The sequence below is a fragment of the Pseudomonas sp. MCal1 genome (assembly GCF_026341415.1).
GTDB lineage: Bacteria > Pseudomonadota > Gammaproteobacteria > Pseudomonadales > Pseudomonadaceae > Aquipseudomonas.
In genome coordinates this window covers 84,349-108,977 of the sequence record NZ_JAKUMP010000010.1, presented here as the reverse complement: position 1 = coordinate 108,977, position 24,629 = coordinate 84,349, and the positions used below count along the sequence as shown (strand labels likewise).

Annotated in this window: 26 protein-coding genes; 13 read left to right on the top strand and 13 right to left on the bottom strand. The window is 60.5% G+C overall.

The annotated features are described in order from the left end of the window. Positions 1-14: 14 nt before the first annotated feature. Complete coding sequence (locus tag MKZ87_RS17750) at positions 15-518, top strand: universal stress protein (protein WP_007955683.1); 504 nt, start codon at positions 15-17, stop codon at positions 516-518. A 113-nt stretch (positions 519-631) separates the two neighbouring features. Further along, the gene (cysB, locus tag MKZ87_RS17745) at positions 632-1,606 is read left to right on the top strand and encodes an HTH-type transcriptional regulator CysB (protein WP_085700020.1); all 975 of its coding nucleotides are present in this window, start codon (positions 632-634) and stop codon (positions 1,604-1,606) included. Between the two features lie 22 nt (positions 1,607-1,628). On the opposite strand, the gene MKZ87_RS17740 is transcribed toward cysB, so the two are convergent. Continuing rightward, a complete protein-coding gene (locus tag MKZ87_RS17740) occupies positions 1,629-2,111 on the bottom strand; it encodes a GreA/GreB family elongation factor (RefSeq protein WP_266201438.1) in 483 nt (160 codons plus the stop codon). A 2-nt stretch (positions 2,112-2,113) separates the two neighbouring features. Further along, on the bottom strand, positions 2,114-2,521 hold the full coding sequence (locus MKZ87_RS17735) for a hypothetical protein (protein WP_266201437.1): 408 nt from the start codon (positions 2,519-2,521) through the stop codon (positions 2,114-2,116). Between the two features lie 124 nt (positions 2,522-2,645). Here MKZ87_RS17735 and earP point away from each other — a divergent pair, with 124 nt between their 5' ends. Together earP and MKZ87_RS17725 are read left to right on the top strand one after the other, a co-directional pair. Next, complete coding sequence (gene earP, locus MKZ87_RS17730; protein ID WP_266201435.1) at positions 2,646-3,788, top strand: elongation factor P maturation arginine rhamnosyltransferase EarP; 1,143 nt, start codon at positions 2,646-2,648, stop codon at positions 3,786-3,788. 48 nt (positions 3,789-3,836) lie between these two features. Then, positions 3,837-4,406, top strand: a complete 570-nt coding sequence (locus tag MKZ87_RS17725; protein WP_007955690.1) for an elongation factor P — start codon at positions 3,837-3,839, stop codon at positions 4,404-4,406. A 65-nt stretch (positions 4,407-4,471) separates the two neighbouring features. Here the strand turns inward: MKZ87_RS17725 and MKZ87_RS17720 are convergent, their stop codons facing one another. The 4 genes from MKZ87_RS17720 to MKZ87_RS17705 all read right to left on the bottom strand — a co-directional run bounded on the left by MKZ87_RS17720 (position 4,472) and on the right by MKZ87_RS17705 (position 7,715). Then, positions 4,472-5,485, bottom strand: a complete 1,014-nt coding sequence (locus MKZ87_RS17720) for an alpha/beta hydrolase (protein WP_085607156.1) — start codon at positions 5,483-5,485, stop codon at positions 4,472-4,474. Between the two features lie 33 nt (positions 5,486-5,518). Then, entirely contained in the window at positions 5,519-5,938 is a 420-nt protein-coding gene (locus MKZ87_RS17715; protein WP_266201429.1) for an organic hydroperoxide resistance protein, read from the bottom strand. 272 nt (positions 5,939-6,210) lie between these two features. Then, entirely contained in the window at positions 6,211-6,675 is a 465-nt protein-coding gene (locus tag MKZ87_RS17710; RefSeq protein WP_266201428.1) for a MarR family winged helix-turn-helix transcriptional regulator, read from the bottom strand. 83 nt (positions 6,676-6,758) lie between these two features. Further along, on the bottom strand, positions 6,759-7,715 hold the full coding sequence (locus MKZ87_RS17705; RefSeq protein WP_266201426.1) for a LysR family transcriptional regulator: 957 nt from the start codon (positions 7,713-7,715) through the stop codon (positions 6,759-6,761). A 112-nt stretch (positions 7,716-7,827) separates the two neighbouring features. On the opposite strand from MKZ87_RS17705, the gene MKZ87_RS17700 reads away from it, so the two are divergent. Then, positions 7,828-8,577, top strand: coding sequence for a sulfite exporter TauE/SafE family protein (locus MKZ87_RS17700; protein ID WP_266201424.1), 750 nt, complete (start codon positions 7,828-7,830; stop codon positions 8,575-8,577). Here MKZ87_RS17700 and MKZ87_RS17695 read toward each other — a convergent pair. Beyond that, positions 8,567-9,421: a LysR substrate-binding domain-containing protein gene (locus MKZ87_RS17695; RefSeq protein WP_266201558.1), complete on the bottom strand. Its 855-nt coding sequence runs from the start codon at positions 9,419-9,421 to the stop codon at positions 8,567-8,569. The genes MKZ87_RS17700 and MKZ87_RS17695 overlap by 11 nt on opposite strands. A 97-nt stretch (positions 9,422-9,518) precedes the next feature. Here MKZ87_RS17695 and MKZ87_RS17690 point away from each other — a divergent pair, with 97 nt between their 5' ends. Further along, positions 9,519-9,734 carry a DUF1127 domain-containing protein gene (locus MKZ87_RS17690; RefSeq protein ID WP_085700039.1) on the top strand — a complete coding sequence of 72 codons (216 nt, stop codon included), beginning with the start codon at positions 9,519-9,521 and terminating at the stop codon, positions 9,732-9,734. A gap of 64 nt (positions 9,735-9,798) precedes the next feature. After that, positions 9,799-11,025 carry a winged helix-turn-helix domain-containing protein gene (locus MKZ87_RS17685; protein ID WP_266201423.1) on the top strand — a complete coding sequence of 409 codons (1,227 nt, stop codon included), beginning with the start codon at positions 9,799-9,801 and terminating at the stop codon, positions 11,023-11,025. A 132-nt stretch (positions 11,026-11,157) separates the two neighbouring features. Here the strand turns inward: MKZ87_RS17685 and MKZ87_RS17680 are convergent, their stop codons facing one another. Further along, positions 11,158-12,504, bottom strand: coding sequence for a class II 3-deoxy-7-phosphoheptulonate synthase (locus MKZ87_RS17680; protein ID WP_064383296.1), 1,347 nt, complete (start codon positions 12,502-12,504; stop codon positions 11,158-11,160). 150 nt (positions 12,505-12,654) lie between these two features. Between MKZ87_RS17680 and MKZ87_RS17675 the strand changes: the two genes are divergently transcribed. Next, complete coding sequence (locus MKZ87_RS17675; RefSeq protein WP_266201422.1) at positions 12,655-13,410, top strand: spermidine synthase; 756 nt, start codon at positions 12,655-12,657, stop codon at positions 13,408-13,410. A 145-nt stretch (positions 13,411-13,555) separates the two neighbouring features. On the opposite strand, the gene MKZ87_RS17670 is transcribed toward MKZ87_RS17675, so the two are convergent. Then, positions 13,556-14,347 carry a crotonase/enoyl-CoA hydratase family protein gene (locus tag MKZ87_RS17670; protein WP_085704420.1) on the bottom strand — a complete coding sequence of 264 codons (792 nt, stop codon included), beginning with the start codon at positions 14,345-14,347 and terminating at the stop codon, positions 13,556-13,558. Positions 14,348-14,769: 422 nt separating this feature from the next. Between MKZ87_RS17670 and MKZ87_RS17665 the strand changes: the two genes are divergently transcribed. Continuing rightward, entirely contained in the window at positions 14,770-16,443 is a 1,674-nt protein-coding gene (locus tag MKZ87_RS17665; RefSeq protein WP_085700046.1) for a DEAD/DEAH box helicase, read from the top strand. Between the two features lie 77 nt (positions 16,444-16,520). On the opposite strand, the gene MKZ87_RS17660 is transcribed toward MKZ87_RS17665, so the two are convergent. After that, the gene (locus tag MKZ87_RS17660; protein ID WP_227233144.1) at positions 16,521-17,288 is read right to left on the bottom strand and encodes a DODA-type extradiol aromatic ring-opening family dioxygenase; all 768 of its coding nucleotides are present in this window, start codon (positions 17,286-17,288) and stop codon (positions 16,521-16,523) included. 102 nt (positions 17,289-17,390) lie between these two features. On the opposite strand from MKZ87_RS17660, the gene MKZ87_RS17655 reads away from it, so the two are divergent. Further along, entirely contained in the window at positions 17,391-18,044 is a 654-nt protein-coding gene (locus MKZ87_RS17655) for a thiopurine S-methyltransferase (protein WP_085700050.1), read from the top strand. 59 nt (positions 18,045-18,103) lie between these two features. On the opposite strand, the gene htpX is transcribed toward MKZ87_RS17655, so the two are convergent. Both htpX and MKZ87_RS17645 read right to left on the bottom strand, forming a co-directional pair. Continuing rightward, positions 18,104-18,991, bottom strand: a complete 888-nt coding sequence (gene htpX, locus MKZ87_RS17650) for a protease HtpX (RefSeq protein WP_085700052.1) — start codon at positions 18,989-18,991, stop codon at positions 18,104-18,106. Between the two features lie 303 nt (positions 18,992-19,294). After that, complete coding sequence (locus MKZ87_RS17645) at positions 19,295-20,506, bottom strand: pyridoxal phosphate-dependent aminotransferase (protein WP_007955711.1); 1,212 nt, start codon at positions 20,504-20,506, stop codon at positions 19,295-19,297. A 225-nt stretch (positions 20,507-20,731) separates the two neighbouring features. Here MKZ87_RS17645 and msrB point away from each other — a divergent pair, with 225 nt between their 5' ends. The 3 genes from msrB (at position 20,732) to MKZ87_RS17630 (ending at position 22,172) form a co-directional block, all read left to right on the top strand. Further along, positions 20,732-21,127, top strand: a complete 396-nt coding sequence (gene msrB, locus MKZ87_RS17640) for a peptide-methionine (R)-S-oxide reductase MsrB (protein ID WP_085700159.1) — start codon at positions 20,732-20,734, stop codon at positions 21,125-21,127. Between the two features lie 101 nt (positions 21,128-21,228). Next, complete coding sequence (locus tag MKZ87_RS17635) at positions 21,229-21,714, top strand: glutathione peroxidase (protein ID WP_085700054.1); 486 nt, start codon at positions 21,229-21,231, stop codon at positions 21,712-21,714. Beyond that, positions 21,711-22,172 carry a MarR family winged helix-turn-helix transcriptional regulator gene (locus MKZ87_RS17630; protein WP_085704428.1) on the top strand — a complete coding sequence of 154 codons (462 nt, stop codon included), beginning with the start codon at positions 21,711-21,713 and terminating at the stop codon, positions 22,170-22,172. The genes MKZ87_RS17635 and MKZ87_RS17630 overlap by 4 nt, the downstream gene beginning before the upstream one ends. Here the strand turns inward: MKZ87_RS17630 and MKZ87_RS17625 are convergent. Continuing rightward, on the bottom strand, positions 22,156-24,519 hold the full coding sequence (locus MKZ87_RS17625) for a hybrid sensor histidine kinase/response regulator (RefSeq protein WP_371917935.1): 2,364 nt from the start codon (positions 24,517-24,519) through the stop codon (positions 22,156-22,158). The two genes, MKZ87_RS17630 and MKZ87_RS17625, sit on opposite strands and share 17 nt — an antisense overlap. Positions 24,520-24,629 lie beyond the last annotated feature (110 nt).

Sequence of the window (24,629 nt, the reverse complement as noted above, 5' to 3'; positions counted from 1 at the left end):
CGCGAGGAGGTCATATGATTCGTTCGATGCTGTATGCCACTGACCTCGGTCTGTACGCACCGTTAGTGATGCAGCATGCCTTGGCAATGGCACGAACGTTCAATGCCGATCTGTACGTGGTGCACGCGGTGGAGCCCATGGGGCTGTTTGCCGAATCGGTGTTGCAGAGCTATCTCGACGAACAGGCATTGAACGAATTCCACAGTCAGGGTCTGAAAACCGTTATCGCCAATATCGAGCAACGGGTGCTCGACAGCTTTCGTGAAGAGCTGGGGGACGAGGGCGAGCAGGACCTGCAGCGGATACGCGCGGTACGGGTGCTGCAGGGCGATCCGTCACAGGTGATTCTCGATCAGGTGCAGAAACTCTCTGTCGATTTGCTGATCGTAGGAAGTCACAGCCATGGGGTCGGGGCGGAGACACCCCTGGGGCGAACGGCAGCACGGCTGCTGCAATTGTCCAAGGTGCCGGTTTATCTGGTGCCGTTGGTGGAGCGTCGGCGTCGGGAGGATCGCTGAAGCAGGAATAATGGCCCTTTGATAAAAAAGTTCTAGATTTATTATTCAAACCATTAATATAGTTATATATCGTCGCTGATGCCCGTGGCGTCTACCTGCTTTGAGGGATTCATATGAAGCTTCAACAATTGCGCTACATCTGGGAAGTGGCGCACCACGACCTCAACGTTTCCGCTACAGCCCAAAGCCTCTACACCTCGCAACCGGGCATCAGTAAACAAATCCGTCTGCTGGAAGACGAACTGGGCGTCGAAGTATTCGCCCGCAGCGGCAAGCACCTGACCCGCGTCACCCCGGCCGGCGAGCGCATCATCACCACTGCCGGTGAGATTCTGCGCAAGGTCGAAAGCATCAAGCAGATCGCTCAGGAATTCTCCAACGAGAAGAAGGGCACCCTGTCGATCGCCACCACTCACACCCAGGCGCGTTATGCACTGCCGCCGGTGATCAGCAACTTCATCAAGCAATACCCGGACGTGGCGCTGCACATGCACCAGGGGTCGCCGATGCAGATCGCCGAAATGGCCGCTGACGGCACCGTCGATTTCGCCATCGCCACTGAAGCGCTGGAGCTGTTCGGCGATCTGGTGATGATGCCGTGCTACCGCTGGAACCGTTGCGTGGTCGTGCCTCAGGGCCACCCGCTGACCAAGCTGCCGAAGCTGACCCTCGAAGCGCTGGCCGAATACCCGATCGTGACTTACGTGTTCGGTTTCACCGGCCGTTCGAAACTCGACGAAGCCTTCAGCCATCGTGGCCTGACGCCGAAAGTGGTGTTCACCGCTGCCGACGCCGACGTCATCAAAACCTATGTGCGCCTGGGGCTGGGCGTGGGCATCGTGGCGAAAATGGCAGTCGACACCAAACTCGATAACGATCTGGTGGTGCTCGATGCCAGCGAGCTGTTCGAGTCCAGCGTGACCAAGATCGGTTTCCGTCGTGGCACTTTCCTGCGCGGCTTCATGTGCGACTTCATTGAAAAATTCGCGCCGCACCTGACCCGCGATGTCATGGCCAAGGCCATTCAGTGCCACAACAAGCAGGAACTGGAAGAGCTGTTCGAAGGCGTCGAACTGCCGGTCCACTAAGCCCCTGTCACCAAGCGCCTGTCTACAGCACCTCGGTGACAGCAAACTGTTGCCGGGTGCCTGCCACCAGAATCTCCACCTCGTCACCCTCGAACTTGCCCAGCAGGCTTTTGCCCAGCGGCGAGCGCGGGGTGATGACGGTAATCGGCTGACCCACCACGTCGACTTTCAAGCCCGCGGCATCCGGCGCGAGAAACAGCCATTGCTCGCGACCTTTTTCGTCTTCCAGACCAAGCAGGGCGCGGACTTCAATCCCTCGCTGATCGTCGTATGCACGCAGCGTCAGGTTCTGGCACAGCGCCAGCGAGTGACGAATCTCCTCGACCCGTTTTGCCTGGCCCGCCGCCAGGTACGAAGCCTCAAGTCCCAGGGTGTCGTACTTGTTTTCGGCGATGTTCTCTTCGTGGGTCGCAGTTTCGTAAGCGGTTTGCGCCGCGCGTTCGGCGATGTCGAGGTCGACGCGCAGCCTGTCGAGAATCAGTTGGTGAACTGTCTGTTTATTCATGATCAATCGCAGAATTGCAGGACATTGGTGCGGCTCTTTTCGCTCGGGGCCGTCTGATCCTGTTGCAGCCAGAACTGGCATTTGGGATTCGACAGATTGCGTGTGTTGCCTCGGGACTGATCCAGGCGTGCCTGTTGTTCGTTCTTGCGCAGGTTTTCTTCGTACTGCTCGAACAGGCGGTTTTGTGGCTCAGGTTCTGGCTGTGGCTGGGCGGCCACCGGAGGCTTGCTCAATTGTTGTACCGCCTGCGCCACCGGCTGCAACTGATGGCTGAAGAGAGACGAGGCGAGCCAGCACGTCAGCGCAATGGCCAGGAAACCCAGCCACAAACCCAGCGCAATGCTGCCGGTCAATTGCAGCGCGCTAAGCTGAACAGGCAAGGGGCGACGGGGATTGGGACGATAGGGCATGGCTGCCTCCTGGCGGATGAATGCGGGCGAGTGGCGATTGTCGCACGAAGATTAATTGCCGTCGGCTCTTCTGCATGGAGACATTTATGCGGACAATCGGCGCTTTTGCCAACGGGAGCCTTGAATGCCGCAACCGATAACCCGCTGGGACATTTTTTGTACGGTCGTCGACAATTACGGCGACATCGGCGTGACCTGGCGTCTGGCCCGGCAACTGGTCAGTGAACATGCAATGACGGTGCGACTGTGGGTCGATGACCTGCGCGCCTTCGAGCGCATCTGCCCGGAAATCGACATCCATCTTGACCAGCAAAGGCAGCAGGGTGTCGAAGTCCGACACTGGCCGGCTGAATGGCCGGAAACGGACGCCGCCGACGTAGTGATCGCCGCGTTTGCCTGCCAGTTGCCGAGTCTCTACATGGACGCCATGGCCGCGCGGCAGAAGCCGCCGTTGTGGATGAACCTCGACTACCTCAGTGCCGAAGACTGGGTGGTCGGTTGCCACGGTCTGCCGTCAGTGAAGTACAAATCGGTGCAGAAGTACTTTTTCTTTCCGGGATTCCAGCCGGGAACCGGTGGCCTGTTGCGTGAGAGCGGTTTGCTGGAGCGGCGCCAGCAGTTTCAGCAGGATCCCGAGGCGCAGCGACAATTCCTGCACGGTCTGGGGATCGTTCCTGTGCCCGGTGCGCAGTTGATTTCGCTGTTTGCCTACGAGAATGCCGGACTCGCCAGTTGGCTGGATGTACTCGCTGCTGACTCGACGCCCACTCATCTGCTGGTGCCGGAAGGGCGGATTCTCGGTGATGTCGCGCGCTGGCTCGGTGTCGAGTCACTGTCGGTCGGCGACTTCAATGTGCGTCGGGCGCTGACCGTGCAGGTGCTGCCGTTCGTCCGTCAGGATCAATATGACCAATTGCTCTGGTGCTGCGATTTCAATGCGGTGCGCGGCGAGGACTCGTTTGTCCGGGCCCAATGGGCGGGGCGTCCGATGCTGTGGCACATCTATCAGCAGGACGAAGACATCCATCTCGACAAGCTCGACGCCTTCCTTGCGCTCTACACAAAGCGCCTTTCGCCCGTAGCTGCCGAGGCGATGAACGGTCTCTGGCGCGCCTGGAGTGCCGGGCAGCCTATCGGCGATCACTGGCTCGAGGCCCGAAAACACTGGCCTGCACTGCAGGAAAATGCCCGCGCGTGGTGTCTGGAACAGGCCTCGCAGGCGGATCTTGCGACGGCGCTGGTACAGTTTTACCGAAATTGGATATGATACGCGGCCTAGATTTTTGTAAATCCCATCCAAATTCGGATATTCGCAATGAAAACTGGTAAAGAACTCAAACCCGGTACCGTGATCCGTATCGACAACGATCCTTGGCTGGTTCAGAAAGCTGAATTCACCAAGTCGGGCCGTAACAGCGCGATCATGAAGACCAAGCTGAAGAACCTGCTGACCGGTTACAAGACCGAAACCGTTTACGGTGCGGACGACAAGCTGGACGACGTGATCCTGGATCGTAAAGAAGCGACCCTGTCCTTCATCAGCGGTGACTCCTACACGTTCATGGACACCACCGACTACACCATGTACGAGCTGAACGCCGAAGACATCGAAAGCGTTCTGCCATTCGTGGAAGAAGGCATGACCGACGTTTGCGAAGCGGTATTCTTCGAAGGCCGTCTGGTTTCCGTAGAGCTGCCGACCACCATCGTGCGTCAGGTCGACTACACCGAAGGTTCCGCTCGCGGTGACACTTCCGGCAAGGTGATGAAGCCTGCCAAACTGAAGAACGGTACCGAGCTGTCGGTTGCTGACTTCATCGAAATCGGCGACATGATCGAGATCGATACCCGCGAAGGCGGTTCCTACAAAGGCCGTGCCAAATAAGCACTGTTTTTTGCGGAAAGAAAAAGCCCGACCATTGAGTCGGGCTTTTTTGTACCTGATGAAAATTACTTCTTCAGGTGTTGCTTCAATTCTTCCGAAGCCTGCAGCATCGCCGAACGCACCGCCGGCACCTGGCTGACCACGTTGAGCAAACCGTAGTCGTGGATCATGCCGTTGTAGCGTACCGAGGTTACCGGCACGCCGGCTTCGTCGAGTTTACGGGCGTAGGCTTCGCCTTCGTCACGCAGTACGTCGGCCCCCGCAGTCTGTACCAGTGCAGGCGGCAGACCTTTCAACTGTGCGGTGGTGGCCCGCAGCGGCGAGGCGTAGATCTCGTTACGCTGGTTGGCGTCGGTGGTGTAGTTGTCCCAGAACCACTTCATCATGTTGCGGGTGAGGAAGTGCCCCTCGGCATACTGGTTATACGAACCCGTATCGAAATTGGCATCGGTTACCGGCCACAGCAGCACCTGGAATTTGATCGCCGGGGTGCCTTTGTCTTTGGCCATCAGGGCGACGACTGCCGCCATGTTGCCGCCAACACTGTTGCCCGCCACCGCCAGACGTTTGCCGTCGACGTTGATTTCTTTGCCGTGTTCGGCCACCCACTTGGTCGCCGCGTAAGCCTGGTTGATCGCCACCGGGTAATGCGCTTCCGGCGAAGGGGTGTAGTTGACGAACACCGCCGCCGCCCCCGAGCCGACCACCAGATCCCGCACCAGACGTTCGTGGGTCGGGAAATCCCCCAGCACCCAGCCACCGCCGTGGAAGAACATGAACACCGGCAGCTCGCCCTTGACTCCGGCCGGCCGGACGATGGTCAGGCTCAACGGTTGGCCATCGACCTGGATGGTCTTCTCGCTGACGTCCGCCTTGGGCAACGTCAGTTTGACCCCGGACTGTGCGCCGGTCAGAACGGCTCGGGCATCCTTGGGTGTCAGCTGTTCCATCGGTTTGCCGGTGCCGGCATTCAGCACATCGAGGAACGCCTGGGTGTTGTGTTCAACCTCCCCGGCAAATGCGCTGTGGATGGACAGAGCGAGAAGGGTACCGGTCAAGACTTTGCTGAAAGTGTTCATGTTCATTTCCTGTACGGGCCTGAGTGTCAGTGATTACACGGTGACGTGCAGACGCACATCGACGTTGCCGCGAGTGGCGTTGGAGTACGGGCAGACCTGGTGCGCAGCGTCGACCAGGCTTTGCGCGTCAGCCTGTTCCAGGCCCGGCAGGCTGATGTGCAGGTCGATGTCCAGACCGAAACCGCCAGGAATCTGGCCGATGCCGACGTGAGCGGTGATCGACGAGTCGTCCGGGATTTTGCGTTTGGTCTGGCTGGCGACGAATTTCAGCGCGCCGATGAAGCAGGCCGAGTAACCGGCGGCGAACAGTTGCTCAGGGTTGGTGGCCGCGCCGCCGGCACCGCCGAGTTCTTTCGGGGTGGCCAGTTTGACGTCGAGGATGTTGTCGCTGGAGATCGCACGACCGTCACGGCCGCCGGTGGAAGTTGCGATTGCGGTGTAGAGAGCTTGCATGGTGTGAGCCTCATTAAGTGTGATTTGTTGCGCTAATTGTTTGCGCGCTAACTAGGTGCGAAGTAAATGTACTGCGCGAATATTTAGCGCGCAAGATAAATTTTCGAAAAGATCGGCAATTGGCACTCGGATCAGGTGGAGTGGTGATCTCAAGTTTTTGATATATAAGATTTTTTTTAACGTAAGCGAGAGGAAATTTTTTTTCGTGGGTAAGCCGGGAAGGGGCGATTCGCCTACAGGCGCAAGGCTGCGCCCGTAGGGAAGGGAAGGTCTTAAGCGAGGCTGTCCTGCAAATGACCCCGCAAGGCCTGCAACTCGGCTTGCAGGTTTTGCAGACGCTCCAGCGTGAAGCCACTGGCACCGAGGATGCATTGTGGAACGGTTCGGGCCTTGTCTTTCAAGGCGCGTCCCTGGGCAGTCAGTTCAACGATCACTACCCGCTCATCCTCACGGCTTCGCGTACGGCTCAGCAAACCTTCACCCTCCAGACGCTTGAGCAGCGGGGTCAGCGAGCCCGGATCGGTCAGCAGGCGCGTGCTGATTTCTCCGACGGTCAAACCATCCTTCTCCCACAAAACCATCATCGCCAGGTATTGCGGATAGGTCAGGCCAAGCGCTTGCAGCAGTGGCTTGTAGACCTTGGTCATCATCAGCGAAGTGGAATGCAGGGCGAAGCAGGCCTGATTATCGAGCAGCAGGTCTTCGCAGTAATCGGAGGTGTTGCGGTCGTTGGTCATGTCGGTGCCTTGAACGGTGATACCGATGAATCTAGCGCTCGAATCTTTAATGCGCCAGACAATTGTGCCCGGTGGCGAATCGGTCAGTGCCGGCCCAGCTCTCGTTGCAGGGCCAGATCCCACGGCGGCACTGGGCTGAACCGGGTCTTGAGGTATTCCAGCAACAGGCGGCTGCGGGAGCTGGCCTGCTGTTGCAGCCGCAGCGCGTAAATGCCGGCGCTTTCCGGTGTTGGCAGGCCATTTTCACAGAACAGCGGCAGCAACTCGCCACGCAACAGGTATTCGCTGGCCAGCCAGGTCGGCAGATGCGCAATCCCAAGCCCCGCCAGTGCGCCGCAGACCAAAGCCTCGGCGTTGTTGGCGCTCATGCGTACCCTTGCCGGGCGGTGCAATTGCATCTGTCCGTCCTGCTCGAAACGCCAGGCGAAAGGTGGGGCGAGGCCGTCCCAATCGAGGCCGTCATGCTCGCTCAATTGCGCGGGCTCGCCCGGTACGCCCCGACGCTTCAGGTAGTCGGGGCTGGCGCAGGCAATGCGCACGATGCTCGCCAATGGCGTGGCCACCAGGCGGGTGTCGGCCATCTGTCCGGCACGCAGCACCAGGTCGACCTTGCCCAGGTTCGAGCCGTCCATGTCGACGAAGCTGTCTATCAGATGCAGTTGCACGTCGAGTCCCGGATACAGCACCAGAAAATCGGCAATCACCGGGGCCAAATGCCGACGCCCGAATGCCGCCGGCGCATCCACCCGAATCAAGCCTTCCGGCGCGCTGCTCAGAGACACCGCTTCAGCCCGGGCCAGTTGCAACTCCGCCACGATGCGCCGTGCCCGTTCGGCAAACGCAACACCGGCCGGCGTGGCGCGCACTGCATGAGTACTGCGGATAAACAACTGGCTGCCGACAGCGCTTTCCAGACTGTCGATGCGCCGGGCGACGGCCGAGGGCGTCAGCGGATGTCGCCGTGAAGCAGCAGAAAAGCTGCCGGTCTCCAGAACATCGAGGAACAGTCCGAGTTGTTCGGTCAATTGATTGGGGTTCATCGATCAGCTCAGCGCCTATGCGAATTTGGCAAAGCCATTGTGCGTTGCTATGCGTTTCCGTGCCAGCACCGACTGCGTACGATGCGCTGACTGACGTATGAGGAATGCCGCTGTGATCGATTTTATGCTGTACCTGGTATTTGGCGCCGCCCTCGGCACTTTGGGCGGAATATTCGGCATCGGCGGTGGCTTGATTGCCATTCCGCTGCTGGGCGTGTGGTTCGGGCTTGATCAGCAAATCGCCCAAGGCACGGCGCTGGTGATGGTGGTGCCGAATGTGATGCTGGCGCTGTGGCGTTATCACCAGCGTAACCGCATCGAACTCCGCCATGCGTTGCCGCTGGCAGTGATGGGATTCTGCTTTGCGTGGATCGGCTCAATCTGGGCCGTGGGCATCGACGCACAAACCATGCGCATCGGCTTTGTCGCGTTCCTTGTAGCGTTGTCGGCCTACAACCTGGTGCGCATGTTTGGCGCGCGTCAGGCAGCAACTTCCGAGATGCGTTATTCGTGGCCATGGCTGGGCGTGCTTGGCGCGGCGTCGGGCGCCATGGGCGGCTTGTTCGGCGTCGGCGGGGCGGTGGTGGCGACGCCGGTGTTGACCAGCCTGTTCGGTACCACTCAAGTGGTCGCTCAGGGGCTGTCGCTGGCATTGGCGTTGCCGAGCACCGGCGTGACGCTGGTGACGTACGCGGTGCATCACGAAGTGGACTGGATGATCGGCCTGCCGCTGGCCATTGGCGGGCTGGCCAGCATCAGTTGGGGCGTGAAAGTGGCCCACGCAATGCCGGAAAAACTCCTGCGCGGACTGTTCTGCGGGTTCCTGGTGCTGTCCGCGGTGATGCTCGCCTTTAAATTTTGAAGCCTTCGACGATGTGTTCGGCCAGGCATTCGGTGATCGGCGAGGGATTATTGAGGTTGCGGATCAGCATGATGCTGGCCTCGGGCAACAGTGGCAGATTCTCGGCGGCCCCAAGAATGCGCAGGTCCGGGGTGATCAGGCTTTCCAGCTGCGCGGTGATCGCCAGACCCGCGCTCACCACAGCCATCAACGCCGACAGGCTGGTGCTGTTGTAGGCAATCCGGTATTCGCGGCCCATCGCGTCCAGCGCATTGCAGGCCCACAGGCGACAGAAACAATCACTGTTGAACATCGCCAGCGGCAACGGCGTCTGTTCGTGGGCGCTGAAATTCTGCGCCTCGGCCCAGACAAAACGTTCCTTGCGCAGCAACTGGCCAATCTCGTTGCCCGGCTCGCGGGTGACGATCGACAGATCCAGGTCCGTGCGTTGCAGCAACTGTTTGGTCGACTCGCAATGCACTTCGATCTGGATCAGCGGATAGAACTGGGCGAAGCGCGACAGGATCCCCGGCAGAAACCGCATCACGTAATCGTCCGGCGTGCCGATCCGCACCGTGCCGACCATGTGCGGCTCGCGCAGGGTGTTGAAAACTTCGCTGTGCAATTTCAGGATGCGCCGCGCGTAACCGAGCAACACTTGGCCCTCGGCGGTCAGGCGCACCTGGCGCCCGTCACGCTCGAACAACTGGCGCTGCATCACATCCTCTTCCAGACGCTTCATCTGCATGCTCACCGCCGATTGGGTGCGGTTGACCATTTCGCCGGCACGGGTAAAACCGCCTTGATCGGCAATCGCGACAAAGGTGCGCAGGACATCGGTATCGATACTCGGGTACGCCGACAATTGATGAATCTCCGTGATGCATGCCATCAGAAACATTCGTTGGATTGATCGTAGCTCCGGCGCGAGACTTGAGCCATCCCTAAAGGAGGGCAACACGATGAAAGGTCAAAAAGTGTATGTGAGCGATGACAGAGTGCCGGTCCATCTGATTTCCGATCTGCTGCACAAGTTTAGCCGCTGGTACGAACTTCACCGCGAACGAGAGTTGCTTGCCAGTCTGAGCGACGAAGCGCTTAAGGACATCGGGGTCAGTCGAGCCGATGTCGAACATGAGTCGGTAAGGCCGTTCTGGGACGATCCGATGCATAAATGATGAGGCCATTGCTACACAAACCCCTTTGCAGTGAGGTAGGTTGCGAGCAGACATGGAGGTACACATGCCCGCGACATTGTCCTTTTCCCTTAAACAGGCTCGACGTCTGGCGCTGGCTGCCCAAGGGTTTCACGGGCGCCAGCCGCCGGCTGTCAAGGCCATGCACCTCAACCGGCTGATCGAACGCCTCGGCCTGTTGCAGATCGACTCCGTCAACGCCGTGGTGCGCTCGCACTACCTTCCGCTGTTCTCCCGTCTCGGTTCCTATTCTGCTGATTTGCTCGACCAGGCTGCCTGGAGTTCGGGGCGGCGTCGTTCGCTGTTTGAATACTGGGGCCATGAAGCGTCGTTGCTGCCGCTGTCGATGTATCCGTTGATGGGCTGGCGCATGCAGCGGGCCAGGCGCGGTGAGGACATTTATCAGCAACTGGCGCGATTCGGCCGTGAGCAACAGGACACCATCCGCCGGGTGCTGGCGTCGGTCCGGGAGCAGGGCGCACTGGGCGCCGGCAGCCTGTCGACCCGCAAGGAAAAGGCCGGGCCATGGTGGGACTGGAGTGCGGAAAAACATGCGCTGGAATGGCTGTTTGCCGCTGGCGAAGTCACCGTGGCCGGACGCCGTGGCTTCGAGCGATTGTATGACTTGCCGGAACGGGTGATTCCGGCCTCCGTGCTGCAACAGCCATTGCCCGATGAGGCCGAGGCGCAGCGCGGTTTGCTGTTGCATGCGGCGCAGGCGCTGGGTGTCGGCACGGAAAAAGACCTGCGTGATTACTTCAGACTGAATCCCTCTGATGCCCGCCCGCGTCTGGCCGAACTGGTCGAGGACAGGCAACTGCTGACCTGCGAAGTCGCCGGGTGGCGGCAAATCGCCTATTGCCTGCCCGAGCCGAAAATTCCGCGCAAGGTTGATGCCAGTGCATTGCTGTCGCCATTTGACTCACTGATCTGGGAACGCAGCCGGACCGAGCGACTGTTCGATTTTCGCTATCGGCTGGAGATTTACACCCCGCAGGACAAGCGGGTCTACGGCTATTACGTGCTGCCGTTCCTGCACAACGAACGGATTGCGGCGCGGGTTGACCTGCGCGCCGAACGGGCGGCGGGGCGCCTTGCAGTGCATGCGGTGCACGAGGAAGAAACGGGACTGGATGATGCAGGGATGCTGGCACTGGCGCTGAACTTGCGGCGCATGGCGGACTGGTTGGGGCTTGAGCAGGTGCAGCTCAATTGTCAGCGGGAAAGTGCGGGGCGGCTTCGGCTGGCTATGGTCCACATCGGCTGCGACTGAACCGGCCTCATCGCTGGCAAGCCAGCTCCCACAGTGACCGAGTCGTTCAAAAAATTGAATGTACGAATTCGATCCTGTGGGAGCCGTGCTTGCCCGCGATGAGGCCCGATCAAACAATGAAGGTTTCCGAACTCAGCGACGCACCTGTTTCAGCGTCTCGGCAATCAGAAACGCCAGCTCCAGCGACTGGTCGGCATTCATTCGCGGGTCGCAATGGGTGTGATAGCGATCCGACAAGCCATCTTCAGTGATCGGCCGCGCGCCACCGATGCATTCGGTGACGTTTTGCCCGGTCATCTCGATGTGGATACCGCCGGCGTAGCTGCCCTCCGCTTCGTGAACCTGGAAGAACTGTTTGACCTCACCAAGAATCTGCGCGAAGTCGCGGGTCTTGTAGCCGCTGCTGGCCTTGATGGTGTTGCCGTGCATCGGGTCGGAGCTCCACAGCACCTGCTTGCCTTCACGCTGTACCGCGCGAATCAGCGCCGGCAGGTGATCGCCGACCTTGTTCGCGCCCATCCGCGCGATCAGGTTGAGGCGACCCGGATCGTTGTCCGGGTTGAGCACGTCGATCAGGCGGATCAGGTCGTCAGGGTTCATGCTCGGGCCGACTTTGACACCGATCGGGTTGTTCACCCCGCGCAGGAATTCGACGTGGGCACCGTCGAGCTGACGGGTGCGGTCGCCGATCCACAGCATATGCGCCGAGCAATCGTAGTAATCGTTGGTCAGGCTGTCGCGGCGCACGAAGGCTTCTTCGTAGTTCAGCAGCAGGGCTTCGTGGGCGGTGAAGAAACTGGTTTCGCGCAGTTGCGGCGAGCTGTCCATGCCGCAGGCGCGCATGAACGCCAGGGTTTCATCGATGCGGTCGGCCAGATGGCTGTACTTTTCGGCCAGCGCCGAGTTGGCGATGAAGTCCAGATTCCACTTGTGCACCTGATGCAGGTCGGCAAAACCGCCCTGGGCGAAGGCACGCAGCAGGTTGAGAGTGGCGGTGGACTGGTGATACGACTGCAGCAGACGCTCCGGATCCGGTACGCGGCTGGCGGAGTCGAAACCGATGCCGTTGACGATGTCGCCCCGGTAGGCCGGCAGAGTCACGCCGTCGATGGTCTCGTCGTTGGCCGAGCGCGGCTTGGCGAACTGACCGGCCATGCGCCCGACTTTCACCACAGGGCAGCCGGCGGCGAAGGTCATGACGATCGCCATTTGCAGCAACACTTTAAAGGTGTCGCGGATCTTCGCGGCGGAAAACTCGGCGAAGCTTTCCGCGCAGTCGCCGCCCTGCAGCAGGAACGCCCGGCCCTGGGTGACTTCGGCAAACTGACGACGCAGCTCGCGCGCTTCGCCGGCAAACACCAGCGGCGGGTAGCTGGCCAGCGTCTGCTCGACCTGGCGCAGATGCGCGGCGTCGGGGTATTGGGGTTGTTGCTGGATCGGCAGGGCGCGCCAGCTGTCAGGGCTCCAGGGTTGGCTCATCACGGTCTCTACGGTTCTACGCACGGACGGCCATGTTAGCAGCAATTAGTGCGTGACCTGCTCCCGCCGCTTCGCCGACAATCGCCGCTTTGCCACGGCACCAAATCGGTGCCATCGCGTCACCGCGCCCGGTGACCACCAGGAGACGAAATGACTGAGGAGCGCGTCGAGCTGTTGCTCGCCGAGGTACAGGATGAGTTCGGCGTGATTCGCGTGCTGGAAGTGGCCGACTACCGCTTTCTGGAGTTCGGCGATGCGATCGAGCAAAGCTGCGTGTTTACCGCCGACCCGAGCTGGCTGGAGTACGACTACACCCGGGCAATGCTGATTGGTGCGCTGTGCCATGAACAACCGGAGAGTGCGCTGTTTCTCGGCTTGGGCGCGGGGACGCTGACCCAGGCCTGCCTCAAGTTCCTGCCGCTGGAAGATGTCGAAGCCATCGAACTGCGTCCGGATGTACCGCGCCTGGCCATCGAATACCTTGGCCTTGATGACGATCCACGGCTGTACATCCGCGTCGGTGATGCCCTTGAGCTGCTGTCGACCACTGAACCTGCAGATCTGATTTTCGTCGACCTGTATACCGATGTCGGCCCTGGTGCCGGGCACCTTGCGTGGAATTTCCTCGGTGACTGTCAGAAACGTCTGAATTCCGGTGGCTGGCTGGTGATCAATCAATGGGCCACCGATGACGGCAAACCCTTGGGCGCGGCGCTGCTGCGCGGGCTCTATCACCGGCATTACTGGGAACTGCCGGTGAAGGAGGGCAACGTGATTCTGATCGTGCCGGCGGATCTCGATCAGGTGCTGGACATGCAGGCGCTAACCGCGCGAGCTGAAGCGCTGGCACCGAAGCTGGGATACTCGTTGCAGTCGTTGATCAATTGCATCCGTCCGGCGACCTGAGTTGTCAGTAATTGCCCCTTCGTCGGATCGCCGCCCGGACCCAGCCCGCTCCCACAGTTTTAGCGCCGTACACAGGTCTATGAACGACGCGGTTACTGTGGGAGCGGGCTTGCCTGCGAAGGCGGCGCTATGACCGCTACCCATTTCAGATCCCTTTGAAGACACCGGGTCGCCGCTCCACCAGCGAGCGCACACCTTCCTTGGCGTCTTCACTGGCCAGCAATTTTTTAACCAGCGGCGGCAAGCTTTTTGCCGCCGCAGTCTCGCCTTCGTAGCGTGCCTGACGCGCCGACATCAGGGTTGCCTGTACGCCAAGCGGCGCCTGCCGGGCAATCCGTTCGGCCAGTTCGATGGCGCGCGGCAGCAGATCCTCGCTGGCCATGACCTCCTGCACCAGCCCCAGGCGCAAGGCCTCATGAGCGTCGAACTCGTCGCCGGTCAGCAGCCAGCGCATCGCGTTGCCCCAACCGGCGATCTGATGAAAGCGCAGCGTCGCACCTCCGAACGGGAAGATTCCGCGCTGCACTTCCATTTGGGCAAACCGGGTGTTGCTGGCACACAGGTTGATGTCGGCGGCGAGCATCAACTCGATGCCAATGGTCAGGCAATAACCCTGTGCCGCAACAATCACCGGTTTGCTGACCCGGGGGCCGACGAACACGCCCCATGGATCGCAGCCACCGGGCGGCACCTGCCAGCCCTGGGCGAGGGTGGAACTTGCGTTGACCAGATCGAGCCCGGCGGTGAAATGCTCACCGTGTCCGAACACCACCGCCACCCGCGCTTCTTTATCAGCCTCGAATTCACCGTAGGCCAGGGCCAGATCGTTGAGCAGGTCGAGGTCGAAGGCATTGCGCTTGGCGGCGCGGTCCAGGCCGATCAAGTACACGTGACCGTCACGCGCACGGCTCACGCGGCCGGGGCAGGGCTGATTCATGGGTGTTTCCTCGCAGGGGAAGAAAGGGTGCAGCGACCGGATGTCGCATGTCGGTGAATCGTTTAAGCGCCATCGCCCGCAGGGCCGGGGTCTTAGAAAAATAGACCTTTGTCCGATTATCCGCAAAACCCCGTTACACAGCGGTGACAACTGTATTTCACCGATAAAAAAAGCTCCCTTTTTGGGCAAATTCCGGTATAGTGCGCGCCGGCCTTTAACCGGGCCGCGTTTAGGTAGCGCAATTCCCCGAAGTCAGCTTCGGCTGCACGTCCGCACTGCGGGCTCTTCCTTGACGATTCTTTTCCATCCATTCGTTTTCGCAAATCCCCGCCGACAAAGCTGCCAGGGCGACTCTTGAGTCTCAACACGGCATGTGCAGCTTTGGAGCATGGGTCTTTGCGGATGCACTTAGAGGCAGACCCATGACCCAGGAAATCGGCGGCTTCGCCGCTCTTGAACTTCATCCCAATATTGTCGCTGCAGTAGTCGCTACCGGCTATGAAGAGCCTTCGGCCATTCAGCAGCAGTCGATCCCGATCATCCTCGCCGGTCACGATATGATTGGTCAGGCGCAAACCGGTACCGGTAAAACCGCTGCCTTTGCCCTGCCTATCCTGCACCGCATTGATCCGTCCAAGCGCGAGCCGCAAGCTCTGATCCTGGCCCCAACTCGTGAGTTGGCGCTGCAAGTTGCAACCGCTTTCGAAACCTACGCCAAGCAAATGCCGGGCGTGACTGTTGTGGCTGTCTACGGCGGTGCGCCGATGGGCCCACAATTGAAAGCAATCCGTAATGGCGCACAGATTGTTGTCGCCACTCCGGGCCGTCTGTGCGACCACCTGCGTCGCGACGAAAAAGTGCTGCAGACCGTGAACCACCTGGTTCTCGACGAAGCAGACGAAATGCTCAAACTGGGCTTCATGGACGACCTCGAAGTCATCTTCAAGGCCATGCCGGAAACCCGTCAGACCGTATTGTTCTCGGCGACCCTGCCGCAATCGATCCGTGCCATCGCCGAGCGTCACCTGCGCGATCCGAAGCACGTGAAGATCCAGAGCAAGACCCAGACTGTTACCGCGATCGAACAGGCTCACCTGTTGGTTCACGCTGACCAGAAGACTTCTGCCGTTCTCAGCTTGCTGGAAGTGGAAGATTTCGACGCTCTGATCATGTTCGTGCGCACCAAGCAAGCGACCCTGGATCTGGCCAGCGCCCTCGACGCCAAAGGCTACAAAGCCGCCGCGTTGAACGGCGACATCGCCCAGAACCAGCGTGAGCGCGTCATCGACTCGCTGAAGGATGGCCGTCTGGACATCGTTGTGGCGACCGACGTTGCCGCCCGTGGTCTGGACGTTCCGCGCATCACCCACGTGTTCAACGTGGACATGCCGTACGATCCGGAATCCTACGTGCACCGTATCGGCCGTACCGGCCGTGCCGGTCGCGAAGGCCGCGCGCTGCTGCTGGTGACGCCACGTGAGCGCCGCATGCTGCAAGTGATCGAGCGTGTAACCGGTCAGAAAGTTGCCGAAGTGCGTCTGCCGGACGCCCAGGCCGTTCTCGATGCCCGCATCAAGAAACTGACCAACAGCCTGTCGCCGCTGGTGGCTGACGCCGAATCGACTCACGGTGATCTGCTGGATCGCCTGACCGCCGACATCGGTTGCACCCCGCGTGCCCTGGCTGCCGCTCTGCTGCGCAAGGCCACCAATGGTCAGGCGCTGAACCTGGCAGCGATCGAGAAGGAACGTCCACTGGTACCGAACAGCGCGCCACGTGGCGACCGTCCTGAGCGTTCCGGTGATCGTCCGGACCGTGGTGATCGTGAGCGTCGTGCGCCAATGCCTTTGGGCGAAGGCCGTGCCCGTTGCCGTACCGCGCTGGGCGCGCGTGACGGTATCGCGGCGAAAAACCTGCTGGGCGCCATCCTCAACGAAGGTGGTCTGGCACGTGAAGCCATCGGTCGCATCCAGGTGCGTGACAGCTTCAGCCTCGTCGAGCTGCCGGAAGAGGGTCTGGACAAACTCCTGACCAAGCTGAAGGACACTCGCGTTGCCGGCAAGCAGTTGAAGCTGCGTCGCTACCGCGAAGATTGATCCGCCCTTGGGCTGATTGATCGAACATAAAAAATCCCCGACTGGTTCGGGGATTTTTTTTGCCTGCAATTCGGGCATCAGCCGAAGCGGTAGATGTCCATGCCCAGCGCGCCCATGGTGAAGCCTTGATGGGCAATGCTGAAATCACCGCCGGCACCTCGGGCGAAGTACAGCGGCAACAGGTGTTCATCACTTGGATGGCTGCGCACGGCGTTCGGTGCCTGCTGGCGGTAATCGTGCAGGGCAGCTTCATCGTTGGCCGCAAGCTTGTCGACAATCCAGTCACGAAATTCCCGGGCCCACGGCTCGACGCTTTCCGGGCCGGCGTGCCAGTCCAGTTCCCGCAGGTTGTGGGTAATGCTGCCGGAGCCGATCAACAAAATGCCTTGATCGCGCAGGCTGGCCAGCGCTTGGCCGACGCGGTTCTGCAGCGCCGGGCCACCTCGGCTGGGCAGGGAAACCTGAACCACCGGTATATCCGCCTGCGGATACATCAGCGACAGTGGCACCCACACGCCGTGATCGAACGGTCGTTGCGGATCGAGACGCGCCGGCAGGTTGTTGGCGGTCAGCAAGTCGGCGACCTCGCGGGCCAGTTGCGGATTGCCCGGAGCCGGATACTGCACTTCAAACAGCGCGCGGGGAAAACCGCCGAAGTCGTGCCAGGTTTCCGGTTGCGCATGGCTGCTGACCAGCAGTTCATGACTTTCCCAATGGGCGGAAACGATGACGATGGCTTTCGGACGTGGCAGTTCGGCTGCCAGTCGCGCCAGGGCCGGGCCGCTGGCGCCGGGTTCCAGCGCCAGCATAGGTGAGCCGTGAGAGATAAACAGGCTGGGAAACATGGAAGGGTTCCTGAGCGTTAAGATGGCTCATCTTCAGTCAGTTCATTGATCTAATTCCAATATAAGTTTTAACGCCTTTTGATCGAATTCTTGGGAGGATGCATGCAGCCGGAGTTTTGGCACAAGAAGTGGGAATCGAACCAGATCGGCTTTCACCAGCGTCAGGTGAATCCGTATTTGCAGCGGCACTGGCCCGATCTGGCCATCCCGGCGCAGGCACGTGTGCTGGTGCCGTTGTGTGGGAAAAGCCTGGATCTGCTGTGGCTCGCCGGCCGTGGCTATCAGGTGCTCGGCGTCGAGCTGTCGGAGAAGGCCGTGGAAGACTTTTTCCTTGAGCAGCAATTGCAGCCGCAGGTCAGCGAGCAGGGCGACTTCAAGATTTATCGCGCCGGCGCGATCGAGTTGTGGTGCGGGGATTTCTTCTTGCTGACGGCGGCTGACGTGGCCGGTTGCACCGCCTTGTACGACCGGGCGGCGGTGATTGCCTTGCCGCCGTCGATGCGCGAACGTTATGCAGCGCACTTGCAGGGCCTGTTGCCGACTTGCCGAGGGCTGCTGGTGACGCTGGATTACGACCAGTCGCAGATGCCAGGGCCGCCCTTTTCCGTGGACGATGCCGAAGTGCAGCGTTTGCTGGGCCGTGTCTGGCGCGTCGAGATGCTGGAAGAACAGGACGTACTCGGTGATAGCTGGAAGTTCGTGCAGGCCGGCGTAACTCGGCTGGAGGAGCGGGTGTACCGGATTTCCGGGCAGTAATCGACAGGCAAAAAAAGGCCCGCATCACTGCGGGCCTTCTCATGGTTGCGCCGGTTTGATCAGCCGCGACGACGCAGGGCGTCGATACGCTCTTCCAGCGGCGGGTGGCTCATGAACATGCGGGCGAACCCTTGTTTGATACCACCGTTGATGCCGAAGGCGTTCAGGGTGTCAGGCATGTGCACCGGCAGGCCCTGTTCGGCGCGCAGACGTTGCAAGGCGTTGATCATTGCGCCCGTACCGGCCAGACGTGCACCGGCATCGTCGGCACGGAACTCGCGTTTGCGCGAGAACCACATCACGATTGCGCTGGCCAGAATGCCCAGTACCAGTTCGGCGAAGATGGTCGCGATGTAGTAGGCCATGCCCTGGCCTTCTTCGTTTTTGAAGATCACCTTGTCGACGAAGTTGCCGATGATCCGCGCGAAGAACATCACGAACGTGTTCACCACGCCCTGGATCAGCGCCAGGGTGACCATGTCGCCGTTGGCCACGTGGCCGATCTCGTGGGCCAGCACGGCCCGCACTTCGTCTTCCTTGAAGCGCTCGAGCAAGCCCTGGCTGACCGCGACGAGAGCGTCGTTCTTGTTCCAGCCGGTGGCGAAGGCGTTGGCTTCGTAGGCCGGGAAAATCCCGACTTCGGGCATCTTGATCCCGGCCTCCCGGGACAGTTGCTCGACGGTTTGCAGCAGCCATTGTTCGTGGCGAGTGCGTGGCTGGGTGATGACCTGGGTGCTGGTGCTCATCTTCGCCATCCACTTGGAGATGAACAGCGAGAACAGGGAACCGGCGAAACCAAAGACTGCACAGAAAACCAGCAGCTGATTGAGGTTGAGGTCAACCCCGTTGGCCGCCATGAACCCGTTGAAGCCGAAAAGGCTCAGGGTGATGCTGGCTATCAGCACGACCGCCAGGTTAGTGGCCAAGAACAGCAGGATGCGCATCATGGTTGTAGAAATCTCCTCAAGCTAAAGATGTAGCGTACTGCGGGGTATATAAGGTGCGGCACCTGGCGATTCAACCGAGTGACTATTTCAAACTGTGTCCTACACCGGATTCGCCGGGCGTGGGACATTTCCCACTGCCGAAACCGTTATGGATGACAGGCACGCGGCAACCGGTCTCATTGCCTCAGGCACGCATGATTCATATGAGTCGCAAGTGTAGAAGGTGCTGGAGGAGGGGTGGAGCAGAAGTGTTGCTGAATCAGACAGTGCGCAACGTTCGGGCCGTTGCGCACTGAGCGCCGGTTACTGGCGGTAGGACTTGAGGAAGTTGCCGATACGACCGATGGCCATGTCCAGGTCATCGACCCGCGGCAGGGTGACCACGCGGAAGTGGTCAGGCCACGGCCAGTTGAACGCCGTGCCTTGCACCACCAGCAGCTTCTCGGAGAGCAGCAGGTCGAGCACGAATTTCTCGTCGTTGTGGATCGGGCAGACTTTCGGGTCGATCTTCGGGAACGCGTACAGCGCGCCCATCGGCTTCACACAGCTTACGCCGGGAATGTCGTTGAGCAATTCCCAGGTCCGGTTGCGCTGTTCCAGCAGGCGGCCTTGCGGCAGTACCAGATCGTTGATGCTCTGATAGCCGCCCAGAGCGGTCTGGATCGCATGCTGACTCGGCACGTTGGCGCACAGGCGCATGTTGGCCAGCATGTCGATGCCTTCGATATAGCTGTGGGCGTTGTGTTTCGGCCCGGAAATGGCGATCCAGCCGGAACGGAAACCCGCCACGCGATACGACTTGGACAGACCGTTGAAGGTCAGGCACAGCAAGTCCGGGGCCAGCGAGGCGGTGCAAATGTGTACGGCGTCGTCGTAGAGGATCTTGTCGTAGATCTCGTCGGAGAACACCACCAGATTGTGCTGGCGGGCCAGTTCGAGCATGCCCAGCAGCACTTCCTTCGAATACACCGCGCCGGTCGGGTTGTTCGGGTTGATGATCACCATCGCCTTGGTGTTCGGGGTGATCTTGGCCTTGATGTCGGCCAGGTCCGGGAACCAGTCGGCACCTTCGTCGCACAGGTAATGCACCGCGTTACCGCCGGCCAGGCTCACGGCTGCGGTCCACAGCGGGTAGTCCGGCGCCGGCACCAGCACTTCGTCGCCGTTGTTGAGCAGCGCCTGCAGCGACATCACGATCAGCTCGGACACGCCGTTGCCCAGGTAGATATCTTCGATGCCGACACCTTCGACCTGTTTCTGCTGGTAGTACTGCATCACCGCCTTGCGCGCGCTGAACAGGCCTTTGGAATCGCTGTAGCCCTGGGCGGTCGGCAGGTTGCGGATCACATCCTGGAGAATTTCGTCCGGCGCTTCGAAACCAAAGGGCGCCGGGTTGCCGATGTTCAGCTTGAGGATGCGATGGCCTTCCTCTTCCAGGCGTTTGGCGTGCTTGAGCACCGGGCCGCGAATGTCGTAGCAGACGTTGGCGAGCTTGTTCGATTTGCTGAACTGCATGGCGATGTGATCCCGAAAATGAACGATCCAGGCGGCGGGTGGACAACCGTGCTGGGAATCCTGCGTCTTCACACAGGCAGGTGTCTTGGGCGGCGGTTTCCAACAATCCGTTTGAATGCGCAGGAACCCGCTGCCAGACTGGCGTGTGACGAGGCGCAATCATACGTGCCGCCCGATCCGTGGAAAAGGTACAGATCGGGCTTTTTCAGCCGCTGAGGTGTGATGATGGAAAAGATTGAAAAGACCCTGGAAGAATGGCGGGCGATGCTCGACCCCGAGCAGTTCAACGTGTGCCGCCTGAGCGCCACCGAGCGGCCGTTCTCCGGCAAGTACAACGCCACCAAGACCGATGGCGTCTACCACTGCATCTGCTGCAACGAGCCGCTGTTCGACTCCAGGACCAAATTCGACTCCGGCTGCGGCTGGCCAAGCTTCTACGCGCCGATCGGCGACAACGCCATGACCGAAATCCGTGACACCAGCCACGGCATGATCCGCACCGAAGTGAAATGCGCCAGGTGCGATGCGCACTTGGGCCATGTGTTCCCTGACGGCCCGCCGCCGACCGGTCTGCGTTACTGCATCAACTCGGTGTGCCTGGACCTGGTGCCGCGCGAGTAACCGAAATGGGCGATCCACGGGTCGCCTTTCGAATAATTAAATTGCACACAATTCAATTGCTCGCTATTTTTGCCGCCTATCCATTTTCAAGAGTGCGCACCATGAGCGATAACCTGCTGAACATTCCGTGCACCACCATCAAAGGCGAGCAAAAGACCCTCGCCGACTTCGCCGGCAAGGCAGTGCTGGTGGTCAATACCGCCAGCAAATGCGGTTTCACCCCGCAGTACAAAGGCCTTGAGGAGCTGTGGCAGACCTACAAGGATCAGGGCCTGGTGGTATTGGGTTTTCCGTGCAATCAGTTCGGCAAGCAGGAGCCGGGCAACGAGGGCGCCATCAGCGAGTTTTGCGAGCTGAACTACGGGGTCAGCTTCCCGCTGTTCAAGAAGATCGAAGTCAACGGCGCCGACGCGCACCCATTGTTCGTGCAATTGAAGAAACGCGCGCCAGGCGTGCTGGGCTCCCAGGGCATCAAGTGGAACTTCACCAAATTCCTGATCGGCAAGGACGGCCAGTTGGTCAAGCGCTTCGCCCCGGCTACCAAGCCGCAGGATCTGAGCCGCGAGATCGAAGCCCTGCTCAAATGAACAGCTTGTCCGCCGATTCGCTGAAGCTCGACAGCCAGCTGTGTTTCAAGTTGTATGCCGCATCGCGGGCGGTGATTCGTGCCTACAAGCCGATGCTTGAACAGCTCGGTCTGACCTATCCGCAATACCTGGCGATGCTGGTGTTGTGGGAATGGCAGCAAACCGTGCCGGAGCAACCCACGGTCAAGGCGCTGGGTGAGCGTCTGGCACTGGATTCCGGCACGCTGACGCCGCTGCTAAAGCGTCTGGAGCAACTGCAGCTGGTCCAGCGTCAGCGCTCGGCCCGAGATGAGCGTGAGGTACATCTGAGCCTCACACCTCAGGGGCAAGCGCTGCGTGAACAGGTCGGGCCGTTGAAAGCACGGCTGCTGTGCGACAGCGGGGTGGATCTGGACCGGCTCAATGTCTTGCGTGACGGTCTCGATCACTTGCTGGGGCAGATCAAGGCACTGTCGTAGTCGGAATCCACTGGTCCAGCAGCGCCGCCAGCTCTTCACGGCGAAACGGTTTGGCCAGATAGTCGCTCATGCCCGCCGCCCTGCAGCGTTCGCGTTCCTCGGACATGGCGTTGGCGGTCAGGGCGACAATCGGCAGATGCGGCCAGCGGCCGCTCTGGCGAATCTGGCGACTGGCTTCGTAGCCGTCCATCACAGGCATGTTGCAGTCCATCAGCACCAGGTCGAAATCGTCGTGCTCCAGCTGATCCAGCGCTTCCACACCATGGGCGGCGACGACCACTTCGCAGCCGAGTTTCCCCAGCATGCCCTTGGCCACCAACTGGTTGACCGGGTTGTCCTCCACCAGCAGCACCCGACCGCGTCGCTGCGACGGCACGCTTTCGAGGCGCGCGCGGTCGATGGTGGAGAGGTCCGGCAACAGCGTCCGGCGCAGATTCTGATACAGCGCGTTGCGGGCCAGTGGTCGCGCCTGCTGCTGCAACGGCGCGAGGGCCGTGGCTTCCTCACCCGGCATGAAACTTCCGTAAGCGGTTACCAGCAGAATCGGCGCCGTCATCGCCGGGCGCAGGCCGAACAGGCATTCGGGGCAGTCGGTGATGATGACGTCGGGGGACAGGCCAAGCAGTGGATCGTCGAGGGTTCGCTGCTCGTAGGTCAGCCCCCAGACCGGCAGCAGACTTTCCAGCAGCTCTGCCAGCCCGCTGACCGCGCTGGTGATTGCCAGCACCTTGCCGTGCAACGGTGGCGGAATCACCGCGCGGGTGTGGCAGGGCAATGGCAGTTCGGCGCAGAACTGACTGCCGAAACCCACTTCGGAACTGATGGTCAGGCGCCCCTGCATGGCTTCGCACAGGTTATGGGTCAGTGCCAGGCCGAGCCCGGTGCCGCCGTACTGGCGGGTGATGCCGGCCCCCGCCTGGGTGAACGGCTGGAAAATCTTCACCTGCGCTTCCTGGGCGATGCCGATGCCGGTGTCGCAGACTTCGATCCGGACACCGTCCTTCCAGGTAGACAAGCGCACGTCGACCCGGCCGAAGCGAGTGAATTTCAGGGCATTGGACAACAGATTGCTGACGATCTGCCTGACCCGGGTCGGATCGCCGAGCACCAGTGCCGGGAAGTACGGATCGATCAGGCAAGTCAGCTCGACACTCGGCGCCGCGTTCTGCGACAGCAGGTTGGCGGTGTCTTCGATCAGCGAACCGAGATCGAACGGAATATGTTCGAGCTCCAGTTGCCCGGCATCGAATTTCGACAGGTCGAGAATATCGTTGAGCAGCTCCACCAATACCTTGCCAGAGTCGTGAGCGATGGACAGTTGTTGCTGTTGTTCGGGGTTGAGCGGGCCGTCGAGCGAAAGGGCGATCATCCCCAGCAGGCCGTTGAGCGGGGTGCGGATCTCGTGGCTCATGTTGGCGAGAAATGCCGAGCGTGCCTCGGCCATGTCCAGTGCGGTGCTGCGGGCCACTTCCAGTTCCCGGTTGGACTGGCTTAGGCGCGCGTTGATCGCCTTGAGCTCGGCGGTACGCGCGGACACGATGTCTTCGAGTTGCGCGAGGTAGTCGGTGAGCCGGTTTTCCGCATTGCGCCGCTGCTGGATTTCCGTGGCGATGTTCTCGAACTGCTGATTGGCCACCTTGACCAGTACGCCGATCTCGTCATTGGCGTGTCCGCCTGGACATTCAAGGGTGGTCGGTTCGGCACTGCGCGGGTCGCGACTGCTGAGTTCGCGGATCACCCGCACCAGCGGTTTGGTCAGCATCACGTAGAACAGCGCGAGCAGGATCCCGGTGAGAATCAGGCTGCGGGCGAAACCGTTGATCAGCGTGACCTCGGCCCGGCGCAGGAAGCGGCTGCCGAACGCGTAGGTGTCGACTTCCAGGCTGAGGGTGCCGAGGGATTCGTTGGGCAAGTGATCGAGATAGAGGCGGTCTTCGAACTGGCGTTTGGCGCCGAACAGGAAGTCGCTGATCATCCGGTAGCCGCTTTGCAGCTCCGGGCGTTTGACGTTGGCCAGCACCGTCTGGTTGTTGTCGGTCAGGCGTGCGGAAATGATGGCCGGCGAGCGCAGCAGTCCCAGGGTCAGCTCCTGCGCCAGTTCGGCATCGATGTTGTAGGCGATGCGCGAGGCCGGGTTGTGACTGATTTCCAGCAAAGACAGGATTTCACGGTTGATGGACGCGTCTTCACTGGCATAATCGATGCCGATTTGCAGCAGGCTGAGCAGCGTGCCCAGAATGAACCCGACCAGCACGGTAAGCCGGGCCTGTTTGTACGACAGCCGGTGGGTGAATTTGATATCCATGGGGTGTTGAACCACTTCCGTTTCCCTTCGCTGCTCAAGCATAGTCGATCATGCACGGACTCCTGAGTTCCCGAAGCGCCTTGTAGCAAGGGCCGGGACAGGTTTCGAACGCTGTCTGTCGTCGCTGCACCGCCATCATCACTGTGAACGAG

Coding starts and splice junctions, on each gene's coding strand:
- MKZ87_RS17750 (WP_007955683.1), top strand. CDS start 15: ATGATTCGTTCGATGCTGTATGCCACTGACCTCGGTCTGTACGCACCG.
- cysB (WP_085700020.1), top strand. CDS start 632: ATGAAGCTTCAACAATTGCGCTACATCTGGGAAGTGGCGCACCACGAC.
- MKZ87_RS17740 (WP_266201438.1), bottom strand. CDS start 2,111: ATGAATAAACAGACAGTTCACCAACTGATTCTCGACAGGCTGCGCGTC.
- MKZ87_RS17735 (WP_266201437.1), bottom strand. CDS start 2,521: ATGCCCTATCGTCCCAATCCCCGTCGCCCCTTGCCTGTTCAGCTTAGC.
- earP (WP_266201435.1), top strand. CDS start 2,646: ATGCCGCAACCGATAACCCGCTGGGACATTTTTTGTACGGTCGTCGAC.
- MKZ87_RS17725 (WP_007955690.1), top strand. CDS start 3,837: ATGAAAACTGGTAAAGAACTCAAACCCGGTACCGTGATCCGTATCGAC.
- MKZ87_RS17720 (WP_085607156.1), bottom strand. CDS start 5,485: ATGAACACTTTCAGCAAAGTCTTGACCGGTACCCTTCTCGCTCTGTCC.
- MKZ87_RS17715 (WP_266201429.1), bottom strand. CDS start 5,938: ATGCAAGCTCTCTACACCGCAATCGCAACTTCCACCGGCGGCCGTGAC.
- MKZ87_RS17710 (WP_266201428.1), bottom strand. CDS start 6,675: ATGACCAACGACCGCAACACCTCCGATTACTGCGAAGACCTGCTGCTC.
- MKZ87_RS17705 (WP_266201426.1), bottom strand. CDS start 7,715: ATGAACCCCAATCAATTGACCGAACAACTCGGACTGTTCCTCGATGTT.
- MKZ87_RS17690 (WP_085700039.1), top strand. CDS start 9,519: ATGAAAGGTCAAAAAGTGTATGTGAGCGATGACAGAGTGCCGGTCCAT.
- MKZ87_RS17685 (WP_266201423.1), top strand. CDS start 9,799: ATGCCCGCGACATTGTCCTTTTCCCTTAAACAGGCTCGACGTCTGGCG.
- MKZ87_RS17680 (WP_064383296.1), bottom strand. CDS start 12,504: ATGAGCCAACCCTGGAGCCCTGACAGCTGGCGCGCCCTGCCGATCCAG.
- MKZ87_RS17675 (WP_266201422.1), top strand. CDS start 12,655: ATGACTGAGGAGCGCGTCGAGCTGTTGCTCGCCGAGGTACAGGATGAG.
- MKZ87_RS17670 (WP_085704420.1), bottom strand. CDS start 14,347: ATGAATCAGCCCTGCCCCGGCCGCGTGAGCCGTGCGCGTGACGGTCAC.
- MKZ87_RS17665 (WP_085700046.1), top strand. CDS start 14,770: ATGACCCAGGAAATCGGCGGCTTCGCCGCTCTTGAACTTCATCCCAAT.
- MKZ87_RS17660 (WP_227233144.1), bottom strand. CDS start 17,288: ATGTTTCCCAGCCTGTTTATCTCTCACGGCTCACCTATGCTGGCGCTG.
- MKZ87_RS17655 (WP_085700050.1), top strand. CDS start 17,391: ATGCAGCCGGAGTTTTGGCACAAGAAGTGGGAATCGAACCAGATCGGC.
- htpX (WP_085700052.1), bottom strand. CDS start 18,991: ATGATGCGCATCCTGCTGTTCTTGGCCACTAACCTGGCGGTCGTGCTG.
- MKZ87_RS17645 (WP_007955711.1), bottom strand. CDS start 20,506: ATGCAGTTCAGCAAATCGAACAAGCTCGCCAACGTCTGCTACGACATT.
- msrB (WP_085700159.1), top strand. CDS start 20,732: ATGGAAAAGATTGAAAAGACCCTGGAAGAATGGCGGGCGATGCTCGAC.
- MKZ87_RS17635 (WP_085700054.1), top strand. CDS start 21,229: ATGAGCGATAACCTGCTGAACATTCCGTGCACCACCATCAAAGGCGAG.
- MKZ87_RS17630 (WP_085704428.1), top strand. CDS start 21,711: ATGAACAGCTTGTCCGCCGATTCGCTGAAGCTCGACAGCCAGCTGTGT.
- MKZ87_RS17625 (WP_371917935.1), bottom strand. CDS start 24,519: ATGCTTGAGCAGCGAAGGGAAACGGAAGTGGTTCAACACCCCATGGAT.